Consider the following 18,283-nt stretch of genomic DNA (forward strand, 5'->3'; position numbering starts at 1 on the left):
ATGCGCCGCACCGTTCGGCTTAAGGAAATTTCATCAAGGTGTGACCGAGGACGCATTCCCCGTTAACTGGATTATAGACAAGGAGTTAGCCGCGAAAGCCGGTATGCAGATTTCATATGATACGGCACCGCAAAATATTTGCCGTGCCGTCGTCAGGATAAGAAATGATTATTTAAATAAAGGGGAAAAGTTATTCCATCATTGTGCTAATTAATTTACCTAACTGAATGACCGCCTGCTCTTCCCGCTCACCCCACGCCCAGGACGTATTAAACCGGAAGAACGGCGTCCACGCGTCAGAGGTGGAAAACATCTTTCCGGGCGCAATGCTGATAAGGTGCGTTAAGGCCTTTTCGCTCAGCAGCCCCGCGTCCAGCTGCGCAGGTAGCTCCAGCCATAAAAAGTAGCCGCTGTCGTTGTGGTGGATTTTGACACCGGCGGGCATATGGCGCAGAAGCGACTGCCACGCCTGTTGTTTTCGCTCGGCGAGGGTTCGTCGCAGGCGGCGTAGATGGGCGTCGTAGCGTTTTGTCGCCAGGTAGTCCACCAGCGCCAGCTGCATGGGGGAACTGGTTGAAAGCGTGCTCATCAGCTGCAGCTGCTGAATGCGGCGCGCGTGTTTTCCTGCCGCCACCCAGCCGATGCGAAAACCGGCCACCAGGCATTTTGAAAAGGACGAGCAGTGAAGCGTCATATCTACCCGGTCCCAGGCTTTGGCCGGAAGCGGTTTTTCGCGACCAAAATAGAGCTCGCTGTAGACATCGTCCTCGATCAAGGTGACGTTGTGCTCCGTCAGGAGCGCGACCAGACGCGCTTTTTTTTCCGCACTCAGCGTGAAGCCAAGCGGGTTTTGGCCGTTGGTCATGAGCCAGCAGGCTTTTACGGGGTAGTCGTTCAGCGCCTGCTCCAGCGCATTCAGATCGATACCCTCCCGGACGTCTGTGGCGACCGACAGCGCTTTTAGCTTCAGACGCTCCAGCGCCTGCAGCGCGCCGTAAAAACACGGGTTTTCAACAATCACCCAGTCTCCTGGCTCCGTCACCGCCTGCAAACTCAGGTTGAGGGCCTCAAGGGCGCCTGCGGTAATGACGATCTCGTCTGGCGAGATGTTCATCCCCTGCTGCGCATAACGGCGCGCAATGGCGTGACGGAGTTCAGCGTTGCCGGGCGGCAGGTTCTCAATCACGCTCATTGCGGTAGCGGTTTTACTGACGTTTGCCAGCGAGCGGTTGAGCTGCTGAAGCGGGAAAAGCCGGGGGTCGGGAAACGCGGAGGCGAAGGGAACAACGGACGGATCGCGGCTGGCCTGTAAGACCTCGAAGATATAGGTGTTGATATCTACCGCTTCATCACGCATTACCTGGGCAGGCGGCGCAGGCTGTTGTGCGGTCGGGCGCGAGGCAACGTAATAGCCCGACTGCGGCCTGGCGACAATGCGCCCCTGACTTTCCAGCATCTGATACGCGTGGCCAACGGTCATAAAGCTCATGCCGCTGCTTGCCACCTGCTCTCGCAGGGAAGGCAGCTTATCGCCCGGCAGCCAAACGCCAAGCTCAATCTGCGAGATAATTTGTTGCGCCAGACGCTGGTATTTTTTCATCAGATTCTCCTTATTGCCGACAGTGTATATCAGCAGGAGAAAAAGAGAAGATTTTGCTAACTGTTATAGTTTAAATAAAAATTACTTACGGTACTCGGTAACGTGGCTTTGCGCCTGACGCGCAGCGGCCAGGTGATCGAGCGTGATCATTGACGATTTGCAAAAGATGCATTTCGCACCGAGCGGGTTTTTCTCAGATACATCAAAGACTGAGGTACGGTACTGCGAGCCATGACAGCATGGGCAGCGGAAATGGATATAAGAAGTCATAGGATTCTCCTGTGAACGTAAAAACGTAAATTACTCATGAGCCGATCAGGCAATAATGGTTTTAAACAAAACTAATCGGAATGTAGATAAAGACCCAAGAGAGGCTGCGGAGAGGCACAACGTGATGAGAACTGCTTTATAAAACTACGTCAGATATTTATTTGGACTCAAAACCAGAAGACCATTAACGCACGGCAATGATGACAAAGCAAGCGGTTTAATGCCTAAAATTCATAAAAATAGTGTTTTTATTCAGAAACGCTTAATGCGGCACAAAATATTAGCGGGGCCAATCTCAAGAAAAATATTTATAAATCAATGAAATATAAATATTTTGCATGGCATTTTTTGTCTAATCACCATAACACATTGGGAGTATTAACATTCATTCGGTATACGAACTGTGAAAGAAAAAGGAGTTTAAGATGGCCATTCCAGCATACCTGTGGCTAAAAGACGACGGTGGAGCAGATATCAAAGGCGCTGTCGATGTACAAGATCGTGAGGGCAGTATCGAGGTGTTGGGATTTAGTCATGGCCTGCATCTACCAACAGATAACATGACGGGGAAAATTACTGGTACTCGTATTCATTCAGCTCTCGTTTTTGAGAAGGAATTCGACAGATCAAGTCCCTATCTCTACAAAGCCGTTGCAAAAGGTCAGACGCTGAAAGGGGCTGAATTTAAATGGTTTAAGATCAACGATTCCGGGCAGGAAGTTGAATACTTCAATATGCAGCTAGAAAATGTCAAAGTCGTCTCTATATGTCCACTCATGCATGACATTAAAAACCCGGCAACGGAGAAGCATAACCATCTGGAAAGTATCTCCCTGCGTTACGAAAAAATAACCTGGAAACACTGTGACGGTAATATTATTTTTTCTGACGAGTGGAAAGACAGATGATTCGGTGCACTTTTCATTTGAATGGCTATCAGCTTTCCACTTTGAGTTGCCCCGGCTTAGGCTTTTTCCCCGCGTATTCTGGAAATTCCGGGCATAACAGAAATAATCCTAATGCCGTTGCGACTCCTGAGGTGGGCCCCTTACCCCCAGGACTATATTATATCGTGACACGTCCACGAGGCGGTTTTGGTACTCACTGGCATGACGCAATTAAAGGGTTAGAAAGCGGATCAAACCGTGACTTTTGGTTTGCTCTTTACCGCCACGATACTCACATTGACGACAGAACTTTTATCAATAATGTTGAGCGTGGTTCTTTCCGGTTACACCCGGCGGGACAGTCTGGGATTAGCAATGGATGTATTACGTTGCCAAATCACTCCCATTACAGAATTCTGATGCATGGTCTACTGGCATCCGGCACGTTTAAAGTTACTGCTGGGTTAGATGCACTTGGAACAATACAGGTATATTGATGAATGCAAAAAAGCATACCCTGACCTGGGTTGTTGAAACATTGATGCTGTTTGTTATTTACTCACTTGTATGTTACTTCATGCCTGATGTATTACTTTATCATCTCTTCACCAGACATTTTGGTTTTATGACTGAACTTGAATGGAGTGAAAGCTATACACTGTTGCTTTTCATCTTCTCATTTTTGCTCAATGCCATGTTGATTTACCTCTGGGCATTACGAAAATGAACCTCCCTTGGGCAGAAATATTGCCGCCCAGCAATATAAAGCAAAGGCAGGCAAGAAAACTGTTATAGATAAATAACCCAGGTCTGTCTCTGCAACCCAGCGCTGGCGCGGCTTAGAATGGCATCGACATAATTACATCGCGGAGTTTTGCATGTTTGGTTTAGATGCTTTTCACCTTGCGCGGATACAGTTTGCCTTTACCGTATCCTTTCACATTATTTTCCCGGCCATCACCATCGGCCTGGCCAGCTATCTTGCCGTGCTCGAAGGGCTGTGGCTGAAAACAAAAAATCCGGTCTGGCGCTCGCTATACCATTTCTGGTCGAAAATTTTCGCCGTCAACTTTGGCATGGGCGTGGTCTCCGGGCTGGTGATGGCCTACCAGTTTGGCACCAACTGGAGCGGCTTTTCGCAGTTTGCAGGCAGCATTACCGGCCCGCTGCTGACCTATGAAGTGCTTACCGCCTTCTTCCTCGAAGCCGGGTTCCTCGGCGTGATGCTGTTCGGCTGGAATAAAGTGGGGCCAGGGCTGCACTTCTTCTCCACCTGCATGGTGGCGCTGGGCACCATTATCTCAACCTTCTGGATCCTCTCCTCGAACAGCTGGATGCAGACCCCGCAAGGCTACGAGATCGTCAACGGACAGGTGGTACCGGTGGACTGGTTCGCCGTGGTATTTAACCCCTCCTTCCCCTACCGCCTGCTGCATATGTCGATTGCGGCATTCCTGAGTAGCGCCCTGTTTGTCGGTGCATCCGCGGCATGGCATCTGCTGCGCGGGAATAATACCCCTGCCATTCGGGCGATGTTTTCGATGGCGCTGTGGATGACGCTGATTGTTGCACCCATCCAGGCCCTGGTTGGCGATATGCACGGGTTGAACACCTTAAAGCATCAGCCCGCCAAGATTGCCGCTATTGAAGGCCATTGGGAAAATCCGCCGGGCGAGCCTACTCCACTGCTGCTGTTTGGCTGGCCTGACATGGAGCAGGAACGCACCCGCTTTGGACTGGCGATCCCGGCGCTGGGTAGCCTCATCCTGACGCACAGCCTGGATAAACAGGTCCCTGCGCTAAAAGAGTTTCCAAAAGAAGACCGTCCTAATTCCACCATCGTCTTCTGGTCGTTCCGCATTATGGCGGGTTTAGGGATGCTAATGCTGCTGCTTGGAGTAGTGGCGCTCTGGCTGCGTTATAAAAAGCGGGTTTATTCTTCGCGTCCGTTCCTGTGGTTTGCCCTGCTGATGGGGCCATCCGGGCTGATTGCCATTCTGGCCGGATGGGTCACCACCGAAGTCGGCCGCCAGCCGTGGGTGGTCTACGGACTCCAGCGAACAAAGGATGCGGTTTCAGCCCATGGTGACCTGCATATGAGCGTGAGCCTGTTGGCCTTCTTCGTCGTCTATACCTCGGTATTCGGCGTGGGCTACAGCTATATGGTGCGCCTCATCCGAAAAGGCCCGCAGCCGCATGAATCGTTCGCCACCGAGTCCGATGGACGCCCGGCGCGCCCGCTTTCTGCCGTCACAGCTGAACATAAGGAGCAGCCATAATGGGTATCGATCTTTCCATTATCTGGTTTGTCATCATCGTCTTTGCCACGCTGATGTATATCGTCATGGACGGGTTTGATCTGGGAATCGGTATTCTGTTCCCGGCAACACAAAACGCCGACGATCGCGACGTGATGGTCAACAGCGTCGCCCCGGTCTGGGACGGCAATGAGACCTGGTTGGTGCTAGGTGGTGCCGCCCTGTTCGGTGCATTCCCACTGGCCTATGCGGTGATTATTGATGCTCTGACCATTCCGCTGACGTTAATGCTGATCGGACTTATATTCCGCGGCGTGGCGTTTGAATTTCGCTTTAAAGCCACGCCAGCCCACCGTCCTTTCTGGGATAAGGCGTTTATTGGCGGTTCCGTTCTGGCAACCTTTACCCAGGGCGTGACGGTAGGTGCCGTCATTAACGGCTTTAGCGTCACTGGCAGAACGTATACCGGTGGACCGTTTGACTGGTTTACCGCGTTTAACCTGTTCTGCGGCGCGGGTCTGGTGGTGGCCTACGCGCTGTTAGGCTCAACCTGGCTGGTGATGAAAAGCGAAAATGCGCTGCAGCAGCGGATGCGTGAGGTGTCGAAAACGCTGTTAATCGTGCTGCTGGCGTTTATCGCAGCGATCAGCCTCTGGACGCCGCTGGCGCACCCGGCCATCGCGGCGCGCTGGTTTACGCTGCCGAATCTGTTTTATCTGCTGCCAGTCCCTGCCCTGGTCGTCATGTTTAGCTTCTACCAGTGGCGCTGCTTGAGTAATCCTGACAGCCATGCTCGGCCGTTTATTCTGACGCTGGGGCTAATATTTCTCGGCTTTAGCGGGCTTGGGATCAGCATCTGGCCGCATATCATACCGCCGTCGATCACCCTGTGGCAGGCCGCCGCGCCGACGCAAAGCCAGGGCTTTATGCTGGTGGGCGCGCTGTTGATCATTCCCGTTATTCTGGTCTACACCTTCTGGAGCTACTACGTATTTCGCGGCAAAGTTCAGCCTGGGGAGGGTTATCACTGATGCAACAACCTGTCTGGAAAAGATTGCTGTGGCTGGCCATTATCTGGGGCGGCAGCGTTCTTGCGCTGGCAGCAGTCAGCATGCTCTTTCGCATGCTGATGACGGCTGCCGGGTTTAAATCGCATTAAACTTCATTCCGGGCAGCCCTGCGCTGCCCGGCACCACCCCGCACTTTCAGATAAACCCCATTAACGCACCGCAGAGTATCGTTACACTGGTAAAAGATTCACAGAATTTATTATTTGAGAAGAAAAATGAAAAAGCTCATCGCGTTAAGTGTTATCAGCCTTGTCCTCAGCGGCTGCGTTAATCCGGGCAAAGCATCCGTTCAGCCGGATCAGCTGAAGAGCCACCGTTTTGTTCTGGAAAACGTGGACGGCAAATCCGTGAAGGGCATGACAACGCAGCCTGAGATCGCTTTTAACGCGCTTCCCGACATTAGCCTCATTGATAACATTAGCGTTTCGGGCCAGATGTGTAACCGCTTCAACGGGCAGGGAAAGCTGTCCGAAGGTGAGCTGAAAGTGAAAACGCTGGCGATGACCCGCAAACTTTGTACCGAACCACAGCTTAACGAGCTGGATCAGGCCATCGGCGACATGCTGCGCAAAGGGGCGCAGGTCGACCTGACTGAAGACCAGCTGACGCTGGCGACGGCCGATAAGACGCTGATGTTTAAGCGAGCAGAATAATCAGTAGCTACCGCAGCTTCCAACGGCAAGCGACTGTTCACTGCAGCGTTTGCCGTTTGGCAAGGCGCACATCCCAATAGCCGAACCGTCAAGCTGGCGGGCAACAGACAGCGAGCCGCCAATCATGGCGCAGTTGGCCTGGCCTGAACTGGACATTGCCGCTTTCATTCCTGGCGCCACGTGGGCCGCCGTGGCCTGCTGCACAGGTTCACTGCTACATGCCGACAACAACAACGCGGCACACCCTACCCAAAATGCTGAACGCATGCTCTCTTCCCCGTAATTAGTGCGAAACCTAAGCATAATAGGCATCACATCCCGTGTCGTCGAGAGCAGAAGTGCGTATTTATGCGCCGCTGAAACAATTTCTCGCAATTTTTTCGCCCTAAGTTTGATCTAACCATTGATGGTGGGAATACCGAGGACACAAAAGCGAAAATCGTAAAACCCCCTGTTTGCTAGACTACACAGATAATATTCAGGGTTTGTCGCCTTATGACAGCCCCCTATTTTTTGCGCAATGTAAGGGTGTCGTCCTATGCAAACTATTGACGGTAATGGTGCAGTTGCCTCAGTCGCGTTTCGCACCAGTGAAGTTATCGCCATCTATCCGATCACGCCAAGTTCAACTATGGCCGAGCAGGCGGATGCCTGGGCGGGAAACGGGTTAAAAAACGTCTGGGGCGATGTCCCGAGAGTGGTTGAAATGCAGTCTGAAGCGGGTGCGATTGCTACGGTCCACGGTGCGCTGCAGACTGGCGCGCTTTCCACGTCGTTCACCTCCTCTCAGGGATTGCTGTTGATGATCCCAACGCTGTACAAACTCGCGGGTCAACTGACCCCCTTCGTCCTGCACGTCGCGGCGCGTACGGTGGCCACCCACGCACTCTCAATTTTTGGCGATCACTCGGACGTGATGGCCGTGCGCCAGACCGGGTGCGCGATGCTGTGCGCCAGCAGCGTTCAGGAAGCGCAGGACTTTGCCTTAATTTCGCATATCGCCACGCTTAAAAGTCGCGTTCCGTTTATTCACTTCTTTGATGGTTTCCGCACCTCTCACGAAATCAACAAAATCGTCCCGCTGGCGGACGAGACTATCCTTGAGCTTCTGCCGCAGGCTGAAATCGACGCGCATCGCGCCCGCGCCCTGAACCCGGAACATCCGGTAATTCGCGGGACATCGGCAAACCCGGATACTTATTTCCAGTCACGCGAGGCCACAAACCCGTGGTACAACGCGGTTTATGACCACGTCGAGCAGGCAATGAATGACTTTGCCGCCGCAACCGGACGCGAGTACAAGCCGTTCGAATACTACGGGCATCCGCAGGCTGAGCGCGTGATTGTGCTGATGGGATCTGCTATCGGCACCTGTGAAGAAGTCGTTGACGAGCTGCTGACCCGCGGCGAAAAGGTCGGCGTGCTTAAAGTGCGTCTTTACCGCCCGTTCTCGGCTAAACATCTGCTCTCTGCCCTGCCGGAAAGCGCGCGTACCGTGGCGGTGCTCGATCGAACCAAAGAGCCTGGCGCACACGCGGAACCGCTGTATCTTGACGTGATGACCGCCCTCGCTGAAGCCTTTAATAACGGCGAACGTGAAACGCTACCGCGCGTTATCGGCGGTCGCTATGGCCTGTCTTCCAAAGAGTTTGGCCCGGACTGCGTGCTGGCCGTCTTTAACGAGCTAAGGGAAGCGAAACCCAAGCCACGTTTCACGGTCGGCATTTATGATGACGTAACGAATCTTTCCCTGCCTTTACCGGAAAATACCCTGCCTGCAACAGCCAAACTTGAAGCGCTGTTCTACGGCCTGGGCAGCGACGGCAGCGTCTCGGCCACCAAAAACAACATCAAGATCATCGGCAATTCAACCCCGTGGTACGCGCAGGGTTACTTCGTCTACGACTCCAAGAAAGCCGGCGGTCTGACCGTTTCTCACCTGCGCGTCAGCGAGCAGCCCATCCGCTCGGCCTACCTTATTTCTCAGGCCGACTTTGTTGGCTGCCATCAGCTGCAGTTTATCGACAAGTACCAGATGGCTGAGCGCCTTAAGCCCGGCGGTATTTTCCTCCTCAATACGCCATACAATGCGGATGAGGTCTGGGCGCGCCTGCCGCAGGAAGTACAGACGGTGCTGAATCAGAAAAAAGCCCGATTCTATGTGGTTAACGCGGCGAAAATTGCCCGCGAATGTGGCCTGGCCGCGCGTATTAATACCGTCATGCAAATGGCCTTCTTCCATCTGACCAATATCCTGCCGGGCGACAGCGCGCTGGTGGAACTTCAGGGCGCCATCGCCAAAAGCTACAGCAGCAAGGGGCAGGAGCTGGTAGAGCGAAACTGGCAGGCGCTGGCGCTGGCGCGCGAGTCGCTGTTCGAGGTGCCGCTGCAGCCGGTCAATGACGCCAGCCCGAATCGCCCTCCGGTGGTCTCGGATGCCGCACCTGATTTCGTGAAGTCCGTCACGGCCGCCATGCTGGCCGGGCTGGGTGACGCCCTGCCCGTCTCTGCGCTGCCGCCGGACGGAACCTGGCCGATGGGCACCACCCGCTGGGAAAAACGCAACATCGCCGAAGCGATCCCCATCTGGAAAGAAGAACTCTGTACCCAGTGTAACCATTGCGTCGCGGCCTGCCCGCACTCGGCCATTCGCGCCAAAGTGGTGTCACCGGAATCAATGGAAGATGCCCCGGCCAGCCTGCACTCTCTGGATGTAAAATCCCGCGACATGCGCGGCCAGAAATACGTTCTGCAGGTCGCACCGGAAGACTGCACCGGGTGTAACCTGTGCGTTGAGGTCTGCCCGGCGAAGGACAGGCAGAACCCGGACATCAAAGCCATCAATATGATGTCGCGCCTTGAACACGTTGAAGAAGAAAAAGTGAATTATGATTTCTTCCTGAACCTGCCGGAAATCGATCGCAGCAAGCTGGAACGCATTGATATTCGTACCTCGCAGCTGATCACGCCGCTGTTCGAGTACTCCGGCGCCTGCTCCGGCTGCGGTGAAACGCCGTACATTAAGCTGCTTACCCAGTTGTACGGTGACAGGATGCTGATTGCCAACGCCACCGGCTGCTCGTCTATCTATGGCGGTAACCTGCCCTCCACGCCGTACACCACCGATGCGAATGGGCGCGGTCCGGCATGGGCAAACTCGTTATTCGAGGATAACGCCGAATTTGGCCTGGGCTTCCGACTCACCGTTGACCAGCACCGCGCGCGTGTCATGCGCCTGCTTGAACAATTTGCCGATAAGATCCCGGCTGAACTTAACGCTGCGCTACACGCAGAAGCCACGCCAGAGGTTCGTCGCGAGCAGGTAGCTGCACTTCGCAGCGCACTCAAGGGAATCGACGGCGCTGAACAGCTTCTGACCGACGCTGACGCCCTGGTCGAAAAATCGATCTGGCTGATTGGCGGTGACGGCTGGGCTTACGACATCGGCTTTGGCGGGCTGGATCATGTGTTAAGCCTGACCGAAAACGTCAACATTCTGGTTCTGGATACACAGTGTTATTCCAATACCGGTGGGCAGGCATCGAAAGCCACGCCGCTGGGCGCCGTCACGAAATTTGGTGAACACGGTAAACGCAAGGCACGTAAGGATCTCGGCGTGAGCATGATGATGTACGGCCACGTTTACGTCGCGCAAATCTCGCTGGGGGCGCAGCTTAACCAGACGGTGAAAGCCATTCAGGAGGCTGAAGCGTATCCAGGGCCGTCGCTGATCATTGCCTACAGCCCGTGCGAAGAGCATGGCTACGACCTGGCCCTCAGCCACGATCAGATGCGTCAGCTGACGGCCACCGGCTTCTGGCCGCTCTACCGGTTCGATCCGCGCCGTGCGGACGAGGGCAAATTACCGCTGGCGCTGGATTCACGTCCGCCGTCAGATGCCCTGGCAGAGACGCTGATGCAGGAACAGCGCTTCCGCCGTCTGAATGCGCAACAGCCTGAGGTGGCAGAACAGCTCTGGAAAGACGCCGCCGAAGATCTGCAAAAACGGTATGACTTCCTGGCACAAATGGCGGGTAAAGCCGAAAAATCAACCAGCGACTAACTCCACTGCCCGGCTTGTCCGGGCATTTTTTTGGCATAAAAAAAGCCCGATGTCTTCACATCGGGCTAATCCAGATAATTAATGAATCTCTCTTTAGTTTCCCAAATGACATTCACGATAATTATGGATAAATAATCTTAAAGGCATATAACGGGGCAGAGATTACCTGATTCAACCGCTGATTAATAATTTTTATTTAATATGAATCATTTTCAATCATTCACCACAACAATGATCATTTCCGCGGATTTATTCATTTGAGATTTTACTCAATTAGTAACAATTATATTTTATTACTCTTTCGCAGGAGTGATTTAGCATGAGACAACTTTCTTATCCGGGAAGTTCAACAGGTAATCAAATAAAAACAACTGCAAAGGAATATCACGATGCAAAGAAAAGTACTGGCCCTGATGATTCCAGCTCTGTTAATGGCTGGCGCCGCGCATGCGGCAGAAATTTATAATAAAGACGGCAACAAATTAGATCTGTACGGAAAAGTAGATGGTCTGCACTATTTCTCCGATGATGCCTCAAAAGACGGCGATCAAACCTACATGCGTCTGGGTTTCAAAGGTGAAACGCAGATTAACGACATGATGACCGGCTACGCGCAGTGGGAATATAACATTCAGGCGAATAACACCGAAGGGTCTGATAATCAATCCTGGACGCGTCTGGCCTTCGCGGGTGTCAAAGTGGGTGACTACGGTTCCTTCGACTATGGTCGTAACTATGGCGTGCTGTACGACGTGGAAGGTTGGACCGATATGCTGCCTGAGTTCGGCGGCGACTCTTATACCTATGCGGATAACTTTATGACCGGCCGCGCCAACGGCGTGGCAACCTACCGCAACACTGATTTCTATGGTCTGGTGCAGGGTCTGAACTTCGCGCTGCAGTATCAGGGCAACAATGAAGATGCCAGCAACAATCAGGAAGGCACCAACAACGGCCGCGACATGCGTTATGAGAATGGCGACGGCTTCGGTATTTCAACCACCTATGATTTCGGCATGGGGTTCAGTGCCGGTGCCGCTTACGCCTCATCTGACCGTACAAATGACCAGGTAAGCGCAGGTACTGGCGCTGCGTCTCAATATGCGGGTGGTGATAAAGCGGATGCCTGGACTGCAGGCCTCAAATATGACGCAAATAATATCTACCTGGCGGCGATGTATTCTGAAACCCGTAATATGACGCCGTACGGTTCAGGTGATAGCAAATCAGGCGGTGGTATTGCCAACAAAACTCAGAACTTCGAAGTGACCGCACAGTACCAGTTCGATTTCGGTCTGCGTCCGGCCATTTCTTACCTGCAGTCTAAAGGGAAAGACCTGGGCAACGGTCAGGGCGATCAGGACCTGGTTAAATATGCGGACGTAGGCGCGACCTACTATTTCAACAAGAACATGTCCACCTATGTTGATTATAAAATCAACCTGCTGGATGAAGATGACAGCTTCTACAAAAACAACGGTATCAGCACCGACGATGTCGTTGCATTAGGCCTGGTTTACCAGTTCTGATGGTCAGAGCCCGCAGCGTCATGCGGGCTCTCCTTTTTTTGATGTTTGTCTCACAACAGCGCTTTATCGCGATATTGTTGAGGATAAGTTGAAAGAAAGCGGGTTAGACTGCGCCGATATCCCCCTCTTCATTAAGGATACCTGCGTTGTTTGGTCGTATATCCGTTACCATTCTGACACTTTTAGCATGCTTGTGGATGGCGTTAATCTTTGATTTTCGAGATATTGTCGGGCATCTCGGCACGCTGCTAAACCATCTGGATCACCATTAACAGTGAATCCCAGCAAAAAGCCACCAGCAGTGCCGGTGGCGGTAGTACCCGTTATGAACGTTACTTTTTCACGGGTTGCGGTTTTTTATCCCCTGATTCCGGGGCCTCACGCGGATCGTCTTTTTCTACACAGAGCATAATTTCTCCTGTTTTAGAAACCCACTTCCCACTATAGCCAGGCTGATAAAAAAAAGGCCAGGCGGTAATTAATCTTGATTGGTCTCTTTTTTGCGAAACGAGAGATAGCCAAAAACGCCGCTTTCGCCGTCGCTCGGATGGTTTACGCCATCCATCACCGTCACTTCTGGGAAATCAAACGGCGACACATTTTTAAAACAGGCCACATTGACACCGTATTCATTTGGGTTAGAGCGACGCTGATGGAACGTGTAAATCCCGCAGACCGAGCAGAAGAAATGCCGCGCCGTCCCCGTGTTGAACCGGTACTCCGTCAGCTTATCCTCACCTCTGATCACGGTGATACCCGACAGCGGTGCAGAGACCACAACCGCGCCCCTCATACGGCAAAAAGAGCAGCTGCAGCGCCGCGCGGTATTCAAGCCGTCAGTCAGTTCGACGGTAAAAGCCACCGCACCACAGTGGCACTGTGCATGACGAATGTCAGCCATTGGCTATACCCCTTTTCTTACCAGTTCGGCAGCTTTGAGAAAAACCTCATCTTCTACACCATCGCCTTTCTGCCTGCCCAGCCTGACAAGTTCGTTGACAATGCTGTCACGATCGATCGTTTTTTGCGATGAAACCAGCCCTATAACGGCAGCCCCAATCGCCAGCCCCACTAATCCTGTTTGTTCGTCTTTGTTCTTCATACTCATGCTCCTGATACAACAAACAAGCGTAGCAGGATTTTTCAGACCGTTTTCAGGCGTTTTACTATTTCGCCTGAATCGCTGTTATTCCGACACGCTGGCCGTATGAGAGCTCTAAGGTATTACCGTCAGGATCGGCAAAAAATACATAATAGCCGACGGGATCACCCAGATCTTCCGGCGCTTTCCTCAACACCCCCTCTTTAGCGGCCATCGCAGTTTTTCTGTCAATTTCTTCGCGCGTGGCGCAGGCAATCCCAAGGTGGCCAAAATGCCCCAGCGGCGTATCGGTCACGGTGTCCGCCTGCACCAGAACCAGCGCAAAAGGACGCGTATGGTCAGTTAGCCACGCCACTTTACGGGCAGTTGGAAGATCGGGCTCACGCGAATGGATGACGTCCATCCCGGCATATCGGCGATAGAAAGCAAGGCTCTTCTCCAGATCCCTGACCATAAACGCAACATGAGTGAATCCTACATCAATGTCTTTCATTTTAAGATGTTACTCCTGTATCAACATGTCGTAGCCATCTTAAAAGCTCAAGTTAACTTGAGGTCAACGGTGAATTTGTGCGGTCCTGATGATGTTCAAAAAAGAATAAAGGGACAGAAATGATAAAGCGCCGCCGTGGCTGAAATATTCACGACGATGCTCAGCAAAAACCAGGTTTTGAAGGGTTGCTTCTGCGTTTTATGGCGAAAGAGCTGTTGGCCCAATATGGCGCCTGGCCACCCTCCCACAGTACCAAACGTCAGTAAAGTGACTTCCGGTATCCTGCGCATCGCTTTTCGTGCCGCCGTTTTGTCGACACCATAAATCGCTATCGTCAGCATATTAATCAGCAGAAACCACATGGCAAAAGGATACGAGGAAAAAAAGCTGCCGATCGCAGTGAAGATCAGCAGAATAAAACAAAAGCGATTCAATGTCATAGGGTCAGTCACAGAATATGTAAGCGTATGTCGGGAAAGCATTATACGCTATCTTATGCAAGTATCCGGTCAGGTGCTATCAGCCCGCTTTGCATGCGGGCCTCAAAATGAATGACCTCTTCGACGCACCGAATTGCATTTTGTGAAGCTTCGCATACGCGCCATCATGAGCAAGCAGTACCTTATGGCTTCCGCGTTCAACGATAACGCCAGTTTGTTTTGGTCCCCCCTCCCGAATGGCGAACAGAAAGCCGACTACGCTTTATTAGCTATTGCGCAGAGTGTAAAACGTGCTGGCATTCGCCGCCGGAATCCGTACCATACGCGGCATACTTTTGCCTGCTGGCTATTATCTGCCGGCGCTAACCCGTCTTTCGCCGCTACTGGCTCCGAAGGTAGTAATAAATGCAAGAAAATCAATCAAATACAAAGAAAGAACAATACAACCTGAATAAGCTACGCTGATTTTGACATCCCATTGATGTCATTTAATTTATCATCTAATTCAATTAGTTATAGCATAATAACTTCTCCCTAAAGCTACCCAGAACTACATTTTTTGTGCCCTTTTTTTGCCCCTATTTCACTTTTTTGCCCCTAAATTTGCCCCTAACTTTAGCCAGTGCTCCCCCCTTCTTCTCCCTGCCCTATACTTTAATTCTGACATCTGGCTGGAGGTTTCTATGTGTGGGCGTTTTGCACAAGCTCAAACGCGTGAAGAATACCTGGCTTACCTGTCCGATGAAGCCGATCGCGACATCGCATACGACCCTGAACCTATTGGCCGATACAACGTCGCGCCCGGCACCAAAGTGCTGCTGTTGAGCGAACGCGACGAGCAGCTGTATCTTGATCCGGTTTTCTGGGGTTATGCGCCCGGGTGGTGGGATAAGCCGCCACTGATTAACGCTCGCGTCGAAACCGCGGCCGCAAGCCGAATGTTTAAACCTCTGTGGCAACATGGCCGGGCTATCTGCTTTGCTGATGGCTGGTTCGAATGGAAAAAGAAAGGAGACAAGAAACAGCCTTACTTTATTCATCGGGCCGACGGTCAGCCTATTTTTATGGCGGCGATCGGCAGCACGCCGTTCGAGCGTGGAGATGAAGCAGAAGGTTTTCTCATCGTGACGTCCGCAGCCGACAAAGGACTGGTCGACATTCATGACCGTAGGCCACTAGTTCTGTCGCCTGAAGCGGCCCGGGAGTGGATGCGTCAGAGTATAGGTGGGCAAGAAGCTGAGAAGATAGCGGCCGACGGTGCCGTGCCGGCCGACAAGTTTATCTGGCACGCCGTGTCGCGCGCCGTGGGGAATGTTAAGAATCAAACACCAGAACTGATAAACCCAATTTTAAAATCATAAGAAAAGGATTTTATTGATAAAAGTAATCAACGACCCTTTGCATCTCCAAACATCTCATAATCATGACTAGTTGAAGGAGACCATCTTTTTTTCAAACTATATGTCTCGGTGCCATCTAAATTATAAATTTTAAATAACCACCCTTCGTACATACCACTTTCAACAAGTTTAACAGCATCCCAGGAGTCTATAAAGTAATTATAGAAAACAATCACCACATCTACCTGACCTTTCAAAGGCTCATTTAGATGCAATGTGGTTTTCCCTCTTGAATAATAATCACTATATGTTTGGCCGGTGCTAATGCCATTTGCACTACGATAGTTATTGGCGAAAGCTACAACATCAGCTATCATAGTTAGCTTCTTAGTAGGCTCAATCGCTTTTACTTGAGCTCTAAAATAGTTTTTTGTTTCTTCGTCAAATTTACCAGATTTATCTGCAAGTATATCACCAACAGTGTAACTGTGTGTTTTTGCATATTCATCGATTTTCGAAGAATAGACTTTCAACTTCTCGATATAAGCTGCCTTGTCTTGGTTCTCATTATATATCAAGATGCTATAACCTACCCCACATAAAACCAATATGGCTATAATCATGCTTGCAAAAATCTTCGCAACTCTTTTCCCTGGCTTAAGGAGCTTAACAATCACGATGACAAGTAATAATGCTACTAAAAATAATACTAAGTTTAACATTTTGGCTATTTCCTTATTGAACTATTGTATCTTACCAGTACAACGCAGCTCATGTCATATAGCCCTTATGAAATATCGTGCGAATCACTTTACCCGCAGCAGATCAGATATCCTTGTTGTATAACGCGGAGAAAGCATTTCCCGCTTCATCTGCCACTGCTGCTGAACGCCCTGGCCTGCAAAGTAGAGTGTGCCTTTTCCATCTTTAGCGTTCAGGTGATCGAGTACCTCCATCAGCCGGTCACTTCCTGCGCGCGGTGCGTTTTCATCAAAAAGGTTGAGCTGAGCCACCCCTTGGCTGAAGAAGTCGCCCAGCATAATGCCAGCCTTTTGATAGCGGTGACCATCCTTCCAAATTTTGTCCAGGCACTTGACTGCAGCGTTAATGATGTCGCGGGAATCCTGTGTAGGTGTCAGAAGCTTCATTGACGCACTGTTGCCATAATAGGGCTCGTTAAGCGCAAATGGAGAGGTTTTCACGAAGGCAGAGATAAAACGGCAATACTGATGCTCGCCGCGAAGCTTTTCGGCGCCACGCGCCGCATAGCTGCAAATAGCCTGACGCATCTGTTCGTACTCGGTAACGCGTTCGCCGAATGACCTACTACAGACGATTTCCTGCTTTGCAGGCGCAAATTCCTCCAGCTCGAGACAGGGCTCGCCGCGCAGTTCCCGGACAGTTCGCTCCAGGACGACATTGAAGTGCTTTCGAATAATCCACGTACTCTGCTCTGAGAGGTCGAGAGCCGTTTTGATGCCCATGGCGTTCAGCTTCTTACTGATGCGCCTGCCGACTCCCCAGACGTCCTCCACCGGAACCAGAGCAAGCAGTCGGCGCTGGCGATCGATATTGGATAGGTCCACTACCCCGCCCGTTTGCCGCTGCCATTTTTTGGCGGCATGGTTTGCGAGCTTCGCCAGTGTCTTTGTCTGGGCAATGCCAACACCGACCGTCAGGTGCGTACGCTTCAGAACTGTAGCGCGGATCTCTTTCCCGAAGTCTGTCAGGTCACGACAATTTCGAACACCAGTCAAGTCACAAAAAGCTTCATCGATACTGTAAATTTCGACGCGGGGGCTCATTTCCTCCAACGTTGTCATCACCCGGTTGGACATGTCAGCATAGAGCTCGTAATTACTGCTGAAGCAAACAACACCAGCGCGCCGGAATAAGTCCTTTTGCTTAAAGAACGGCTCGCCCATGGTGATTCCAGCCGCCTTGGCCTCGGCGCTGCGCGCGATTACGCAGCCGTCATTATTCGAGAGAACAACCACAGGCCGCCCTTTCAAATCGGGCCGAAACACCGTCTCGCATGATGCGTAGAACGAATTCACATCACAGAGCGCGAACATGTTCAGCTCGCCGATTTAACAATGAAAGTCACGACGCCGAATACGTCGAGCGTGTCCTCACTCCCGACAATAATCGGCGGGTATGCGCTGTTCATCGGTATGAGTTGGACGGTTGGACGAAGCTGCAGACGTTTAACAGTGAATTCCCCTTCCACTGCGGCGATGACAATGTCACCGTGCTCAGCTGTGCGTGAACTGTCCACCACCAGCAGATCTCCATCGCTGATCCCGGCTTCGATCATTGAATCCCCCGCGGCTTTGACGAAATATGTAGAGCTCGGGTGAGCGACAAGTAACTCATTGAGATCGATACGCTGTTCAACGTAATCAGCTGCGGGGCTTGGGAAACCACACTGTACTAAGTCACTGAAAAGCGGAAGAGCGATAATTTCTCGCAGTTCTGTTGGCCTGATGAATTCCATTGCACACACCTCAAAATACTGTTTTTATATACAGTAGTTTTATTTGTAAGTGTCCGCAAGATACAGGCCCTATCGTCACTG

The 18,283-nt window shown here is 51.6% G+C and carries 20 protein-coding genes and 2 pseudogenes; 10 read left to right on the forward strand and 12 right to left on the reverse strand.

Annotation, left to right across the window (positions count from 1 at the left end; genetic code table 11):
• Positions 1–190: 190 nt before the first annotated feature.
• Positions 191–1,600 (reverse strand): PLP-dependent aminotransferase family protein, encoded by a 1,410-nt coding sequence (locus ACMGGH_RS17580; RefSeq protein ID WP_420299187.1) that lies wholly within the window; start codon positions 1,598–1,600, stop codon positions 191–193.
• Positions 1,601–1,681: 81 nt separating this feature from the next.
• Positions 1,682–1,870: a hypothetical protein gene (locus tag ACMGGH_RS17585; protein WP_028013309.1), complete on the reverse strand. Its 189-nt coding sequence runs from the start codon at positions 1,868–1,870 to the stop codon at positions 1,682–1,684.
• A 425-nt stretch (positions 1,871–2,295) separates the two neighbouring features.
• Between ACMGGH_RS17585 and ACMGGH_RS17590 the strand changes: the two genes are divergently transcribed.
• From ACMGGH_RS17590 to hslJ, 6 genes are all read left to right on the forward strand, one after another.
• On the forward strand, positions 2,296–2,778 hold the full coding sequence (locus tag ACMGGH_RS17590; RefSeq protein WP_232948313.1) for an Hcp family type VI secretion system effector: 483 nt from the start codon (positions 2,296–2,298) through the stop codon (positions 2,776–2,778).
• Positions 2,775–3,254, forward strand: coding sequence for a DUF2778 domain-containing protein (locus ACMGGH_RS17595; RefSeq protein WP_072058755.1), 480 nt, complete (start codon positions 2,775–2,777; stop codon positions 3,252–3,254). The genes ACMGGH_RS17590 and ACMGGH_RS17595 overlap by 4 nt, the downstream gene beginning before the upstream one ends.
• A gap of 381 nt (positions 3,255–3,635) precedes the next feature.
• A complete protein-coding gene (locus ACMGGH_RS17600; protein ID WP_063154243.1) occupies positions 3,636–5,036 on the forward strand; it encodes a cytochrome ubiquinol oxidase subunit I in 1,401 nt (466 codons plus the stop codon).
• Positions 5,036–6,046, forward strand: coding sequence for a cytochrome d ubiquinol oxidase subunit II (cydB, locus tag ACMGGH_RS17605; RefSeq protein ID WP_045260632.1), 1,011 nt, complete (start codon positions 5,036–5,038; stop codon positions 6,044–6,046). The genes ACMGGH_RS17600 and cydB overlap by 1 nt, the downstream gene beginning before the upstream one ends.
• A complete protein-coding gene (locus ACMGGH_RS17610) occupies positions 6,046–6,174 on the forward strand; it encodes a DUF2474 domain-containing protein (protein ID WP_008501283.1) in 129 nt (42 codons plus the stop codon). Before cydB ends, ACMGGH_RS17610 begins: the two co-directional genes overlap by 1 nt.
• A gap of 126 nt (positions 6,175–6,300) precedes the next feature.
• Positions 6,301–6,738 carry a heat shock protein HslJ gene (gene hslJ / locus ACMGGH_RS17615; RefSeq protein WP_028013312.1) on the forward strand — a complete coding sequence of 146 codons (438 nt, stop codon included), beginning with the start codon at positions 6,301–6,303 and terminating at the stop codon, positions 6,736–6,738.
• Here the strand turns inward: hslJ and ACMGGH_RS17620 are convergent, their stop codons facing one another.
• Positions 6,739–7,005, reverse strand: coding sequence for a DUF333 domain-containing protein (locus ACMGGH_RS17620; protein ID WP_028013313.1), 267 nt, complete (start codon positions 7,003–7,005; stop codon positions 6,739–6,741).
• A 271-nt stretch (positions 7,006–7,276) separates the two neighbouring features.
• On the opposite strand from ACMGGH_RS17620, the gene nifJ reads away from it, so the two are divergent.
• Both nifJ and ompC read left to right on the forward strand, forming a co-directional pair.
• Positions 7,277–10,801: a pyruvate:ferredoxin (flavodoxin) oxidoreductase gene (gene nifJ, locus ACMGGH_RS17625; protein ID WP_232948314.1), complete on the forward strand. Its 3,525-nt coding sequence runs from the start codon at positions 7,277–7,279 to the stop codon at positions 10,799–10,801.
• Between the two features lie 389 nt (positions 10,802–11,190).
• Positions 11,191–12,330 carry a porin OmpC gene (gene ompC, locus ACMGGH_RS17630; protein ID WP_028013315.1) on the forward strand — a complete coding sequence of 380 codons (1,140 nt, stop codon included), beginning with the start codon at positions 11,191–11,193 and terminating at the stop codon, positions 12,328–12,330.
• Between the two features lie 332 nt (positions 12,331–12,662).
• Here the strand turns inward: ompC and ACMGGH_RS17635 are convergent, their stop codons facing one another.
• From ACMGGH_RS17635 to ACMGGH_RS17660, 6 genes and pseudogenes are all read right to left on the reverse strand, one after another.
• Entirely contained in the window at positions 12,663–12,740 is a 78-nt protein-coding gene (locus tag ACMGGH_RS17635) for a hypothetical protein (protein ID WP_223239581.1), read from the reverse strand.
• A 68-nt stretch (positions 12,741–12,808) separates the two neighbouring features.
• Positions 12,809–13,231: a GFA family protein gene (locus ACMGGH_RS17640; protein WP_100170204.1), complete on the reverse strand. Its 423-nt coding sequence runs from the start codon at positions 13,229–13,231 to the stop codon at positions 12,809–12,811.
• A gap of 3 nt (positions 13,232–13,234) precedes the next feature.
• Complete coding sequence (locus ACMGGH_RS17645; protein ID WP_028013317.1) at positions 13,235–13,432, reverse strand: hypothetical protein; 198 nt, start codon at positions 13,430–13,432, stop codon at positions 13,235–13,237.
• A gap of 64 nt (positions 13,433–13,496) precedes the next feature.
• Positions 13,497–13,925: a VOC family protein gene (locus ACMGGH_RS17650; RefSeq protein WP_028013318.1), complete on the reverse strand. Its 429-nt coding sequence runs from the start codon at positions 13,923–13,925 to the stop codon at positions 13,497–13,499.
• Between the two features lie 95 nt (positions 13,926–14,020).
• On the reverse strand, positions 14,021–14,365 hold the full coding sequence (locus ACMGGH_RS17655) for a DUF1294 domain-containing protein (protein ID WP_048999946.1): 345 nt from the start codon (positions 14,363–14,365) through the stop codon (positions 14,021–14,023).
• A 79-nt stretch (positions 14,366–14,444) separates the two neighbouring features.
• Positions 14,445–14,582 (reverse strand): annotated as a pseudogene (locus ACMGGH_RS17660) (hypothetical protein); the annotation flags it as partial.
• Between ACMGGH_RS17660 and ACMGGH_RS17665 the strand changes: the two are divergent.
• Both ACMGGH_RS17665 and ACMGGH_RS17670 read left to right on the forward strand, forming a co-directional pair.
• Positions 14,580–14,750 (forward strand): annotated as a pseudogene (locus ACMGGH_RS17665) (site-specific integrase); the annotation flags it as partial. The pseudogenes ACMGGH_RS17660 and ACMGGH_RS17665 sit on opposite strands and share 3 nt — an antisense overlap.
• 298 nt (positions 14,751–15,048) lie before the next feature.
• Positions 15,049–15,726, forward strand: a complete 678-nt coding sequence (locus ACMGGH_RS17670) for an SOS response-associated peptidase (protein ID WP_049136369.1) — start codon at positions 15,049–15,051, stop codon at positions 15,724–15,726.
• Positions 15,727–15,752: 26 nt separating this feature from the next.
• Here the strand turns inward: ACMGGH_RS17670 and ACMGGH_RS17675 are convergent, their stop codons facing one another.
• The 3 genes from ACMGGH_RS17675 to ACMGGH_RS17685 form a co-directional block, all read right to left on the reverse strand.
• On the reverse strand, positions 15,753–16,427 hold the full coding sequence (locus ACMGGH_RS17675) for a hypothetical protein (RefSeq protein WP_420299188.1): 675 nt from the start codon (positions 16,425–16,427) through the stop codon (positions 15,753–15,755).
• Between the two features lie 84 nt (positions 16,428–16,511).
• Positions 16,512–17,780 (reverse strand): Y-family DNA polymerase, encoded by a 1,269-nt coding sequence (locus tag ACMGGH_RS17680; protein ID WP_049136371.1) that lies wholly within the window; start codon positions 17,778–17,780, stop codon positions 16,512–16,514.
• Between the two features lie 2 nt (positions 17,781–17,782).
• Complete coding sequence (locus tag ACMGGH_RS17685) at positions 17,783–18,202, reverse strand: translesion error-prone DNA polymerase V autoproteolytic subunit (RefSeq protein ID WP_049136372.1); 420 nt, start codon at positions 18,200–18,202, stop codon at positions 17,783–17,785.
• Positions 18,203–18,283 lie beyond the last annotated feature (81 nt).

The organism is Enterobacter sp. BNK-16, from assembly GCF_048684955.1.
Lineage (GTDB): Bacteria > Pseudomonadota > Gammaproteobacteria > Enterobacterales > Enterobacteriaceae > Enterobacter > Enterobacter bugandensis.

What these genes read in the sequence shown, in the direction of transcription:
- ACMGGH_RS17580 (WP_420299187.1), bottom strand. Translation starts at nt 1,600, where the DNA reads ATGAAAAAATACCAGCGTCTGGCGCAACAAATTATCTCGCAGATTGAG.
- ACMGGH_RS17585 (WP_028013309.1), bottom strand. Translation starts at nt 1,870, where the DNA reads ATGACTTCTTATATCCATTTCCGCTGCCCATGCTGTCATGGCTCGCAG.
- ACMGGH_RS17590 (WP_232948313.1), top strand. Translation starts at nt 2,296, where the DNA reads ATGGCCATTCCAGCATACCTGTGGCTAAAAGACGACGGTGGAGCAGAT.
- ACMGGH_RS17595 (WP_072058755.1), top strand. Translation starts at nt 2,775, where the DNA reads ATGATTCGGTGCACTTTTCATTTGAATGGCTATCAGCTTTCCACTTTG.
- ACMGGH_RS17600 (WP_063154243.1), top strand. Translation starts at nt 3,636, where the DNA reads ATGTTTGGTTTAGATGCTTTTCACCTTGCGCGGATACAGTTTGCCTTT.
- cydB (WP_045260632.1), top strand. Translation starts at nt 5,036, where the DNA reads ATGGGTATCGATCTTTCCATTATCTGGTTTGTCATCATCGTCTTTGCC.
- ACMGGH_RS17610 (WP_008501283.1), top strand. Translation starts at nt 6,046, where the DNA reads ATGCAACAACCTGTCTGGAAAAGATTGCTGTGGCTGGCCATTATCTGG.
- hslJ (WP_028013312.1), top strand. Translation starts at nt 6,301, where the DNA reads ATGAAAAAGCTCATCGCGTTAAGTGTTATCAGCCTTGTCCTCAGCGGC.
- ACMGGH_RS17620 (WP_028013313.1), bottom strand. Translation starts at nt 7,005, where the DNA reads ATGCGTTCAGCATTTTGGGTAGGGTGTGCCGCGTTGTTGTTGTCGGCA.
- nifJ (WP_232948314.1), top strand. Translation starts at nt 7,277, where the DNA reads ATGCAAACTATTGACGGTAATGGTGCAGTTGCCTCAGTCGCGTTTCGC.
- ompC (WP_028013315.1), top strand. Translation starts at nt 11,191, where the DNA reads ATGCAAAGAAAAGTACTGGCCCTGATGATTCCAGCTCTGTTAATGGCT.
- ACMGGH_RS17635 (WP_223239581.1), bottom strand. Translation starts at nt 12,740, where the DNA reads ATGCTCTGTGTAGAAAAAGACGATCCGCGTGAGGCCCCGGAATCAGGG.
- ACMGGH_RS17640 (WP_100170204.1), bottom strand. Translation starts at nt 13,231, where the DNA reads ATGGCTGACATTCGTCATGCACAGTGCCACTGTGGTGCGGTGGCTTTT.
- ACMGGH_RS17645 (WP_028013317.1), bottom strand. Translation starts at nt 13,432, where the DNA reads ATGAAGAACAAAGACGAACAAACAGGATTAGTGGGGCTGGCGATTGGG.
- ACMGGH_RS17650 (WP_028013318.1), bottom strand. Translation starts at nt 13,925, where the DNA reads ATGAAAGACATTGATGTAGGATTCACTCATGTTGCGTTTATGGTCAGG.
- ACMGGH_RS17655 (WP_048999946.1), bottom strand. Translation starts at nt 14,365, where the DNA reads ATGACATTGAATCGCTTTTGTTTTATTCTGCTGATCTTCACTGCGATC.
- ACMGGH_RS17670 (WP_049136369.1), top strand. Translation starts at nt 15,049, where the DNA reads ATGTGTGGGCGTTTTGCACAAGCTCAAACGCGTGAAGAATACCTGGCT.
- ACMGGH_RS17675 (WP_420299188.1), bottom strand. Translation starts at nt 16,427, where the DNA reads ATGTTAAACTTAGTATTATTTTTAGTAGCATTATTACTTGTCATCGTG.
- ACMGGH_RS17680 (WP_049136371.1), bottom strand. Translation starts at nt 17,780, where the DNA reads ATGTTCGCGCTCTGTGATGTGAATTCGTTCTACGCATCATGCGAGACG.
- ACMGGH_RS17685 (WP_049136372.1), bottom strand. Translation starts at nt 18,202, where the DNA reads ATGGAATTCATCAGGCCAACAGAACTGCGAGAAATTATCGCTCTTCCG.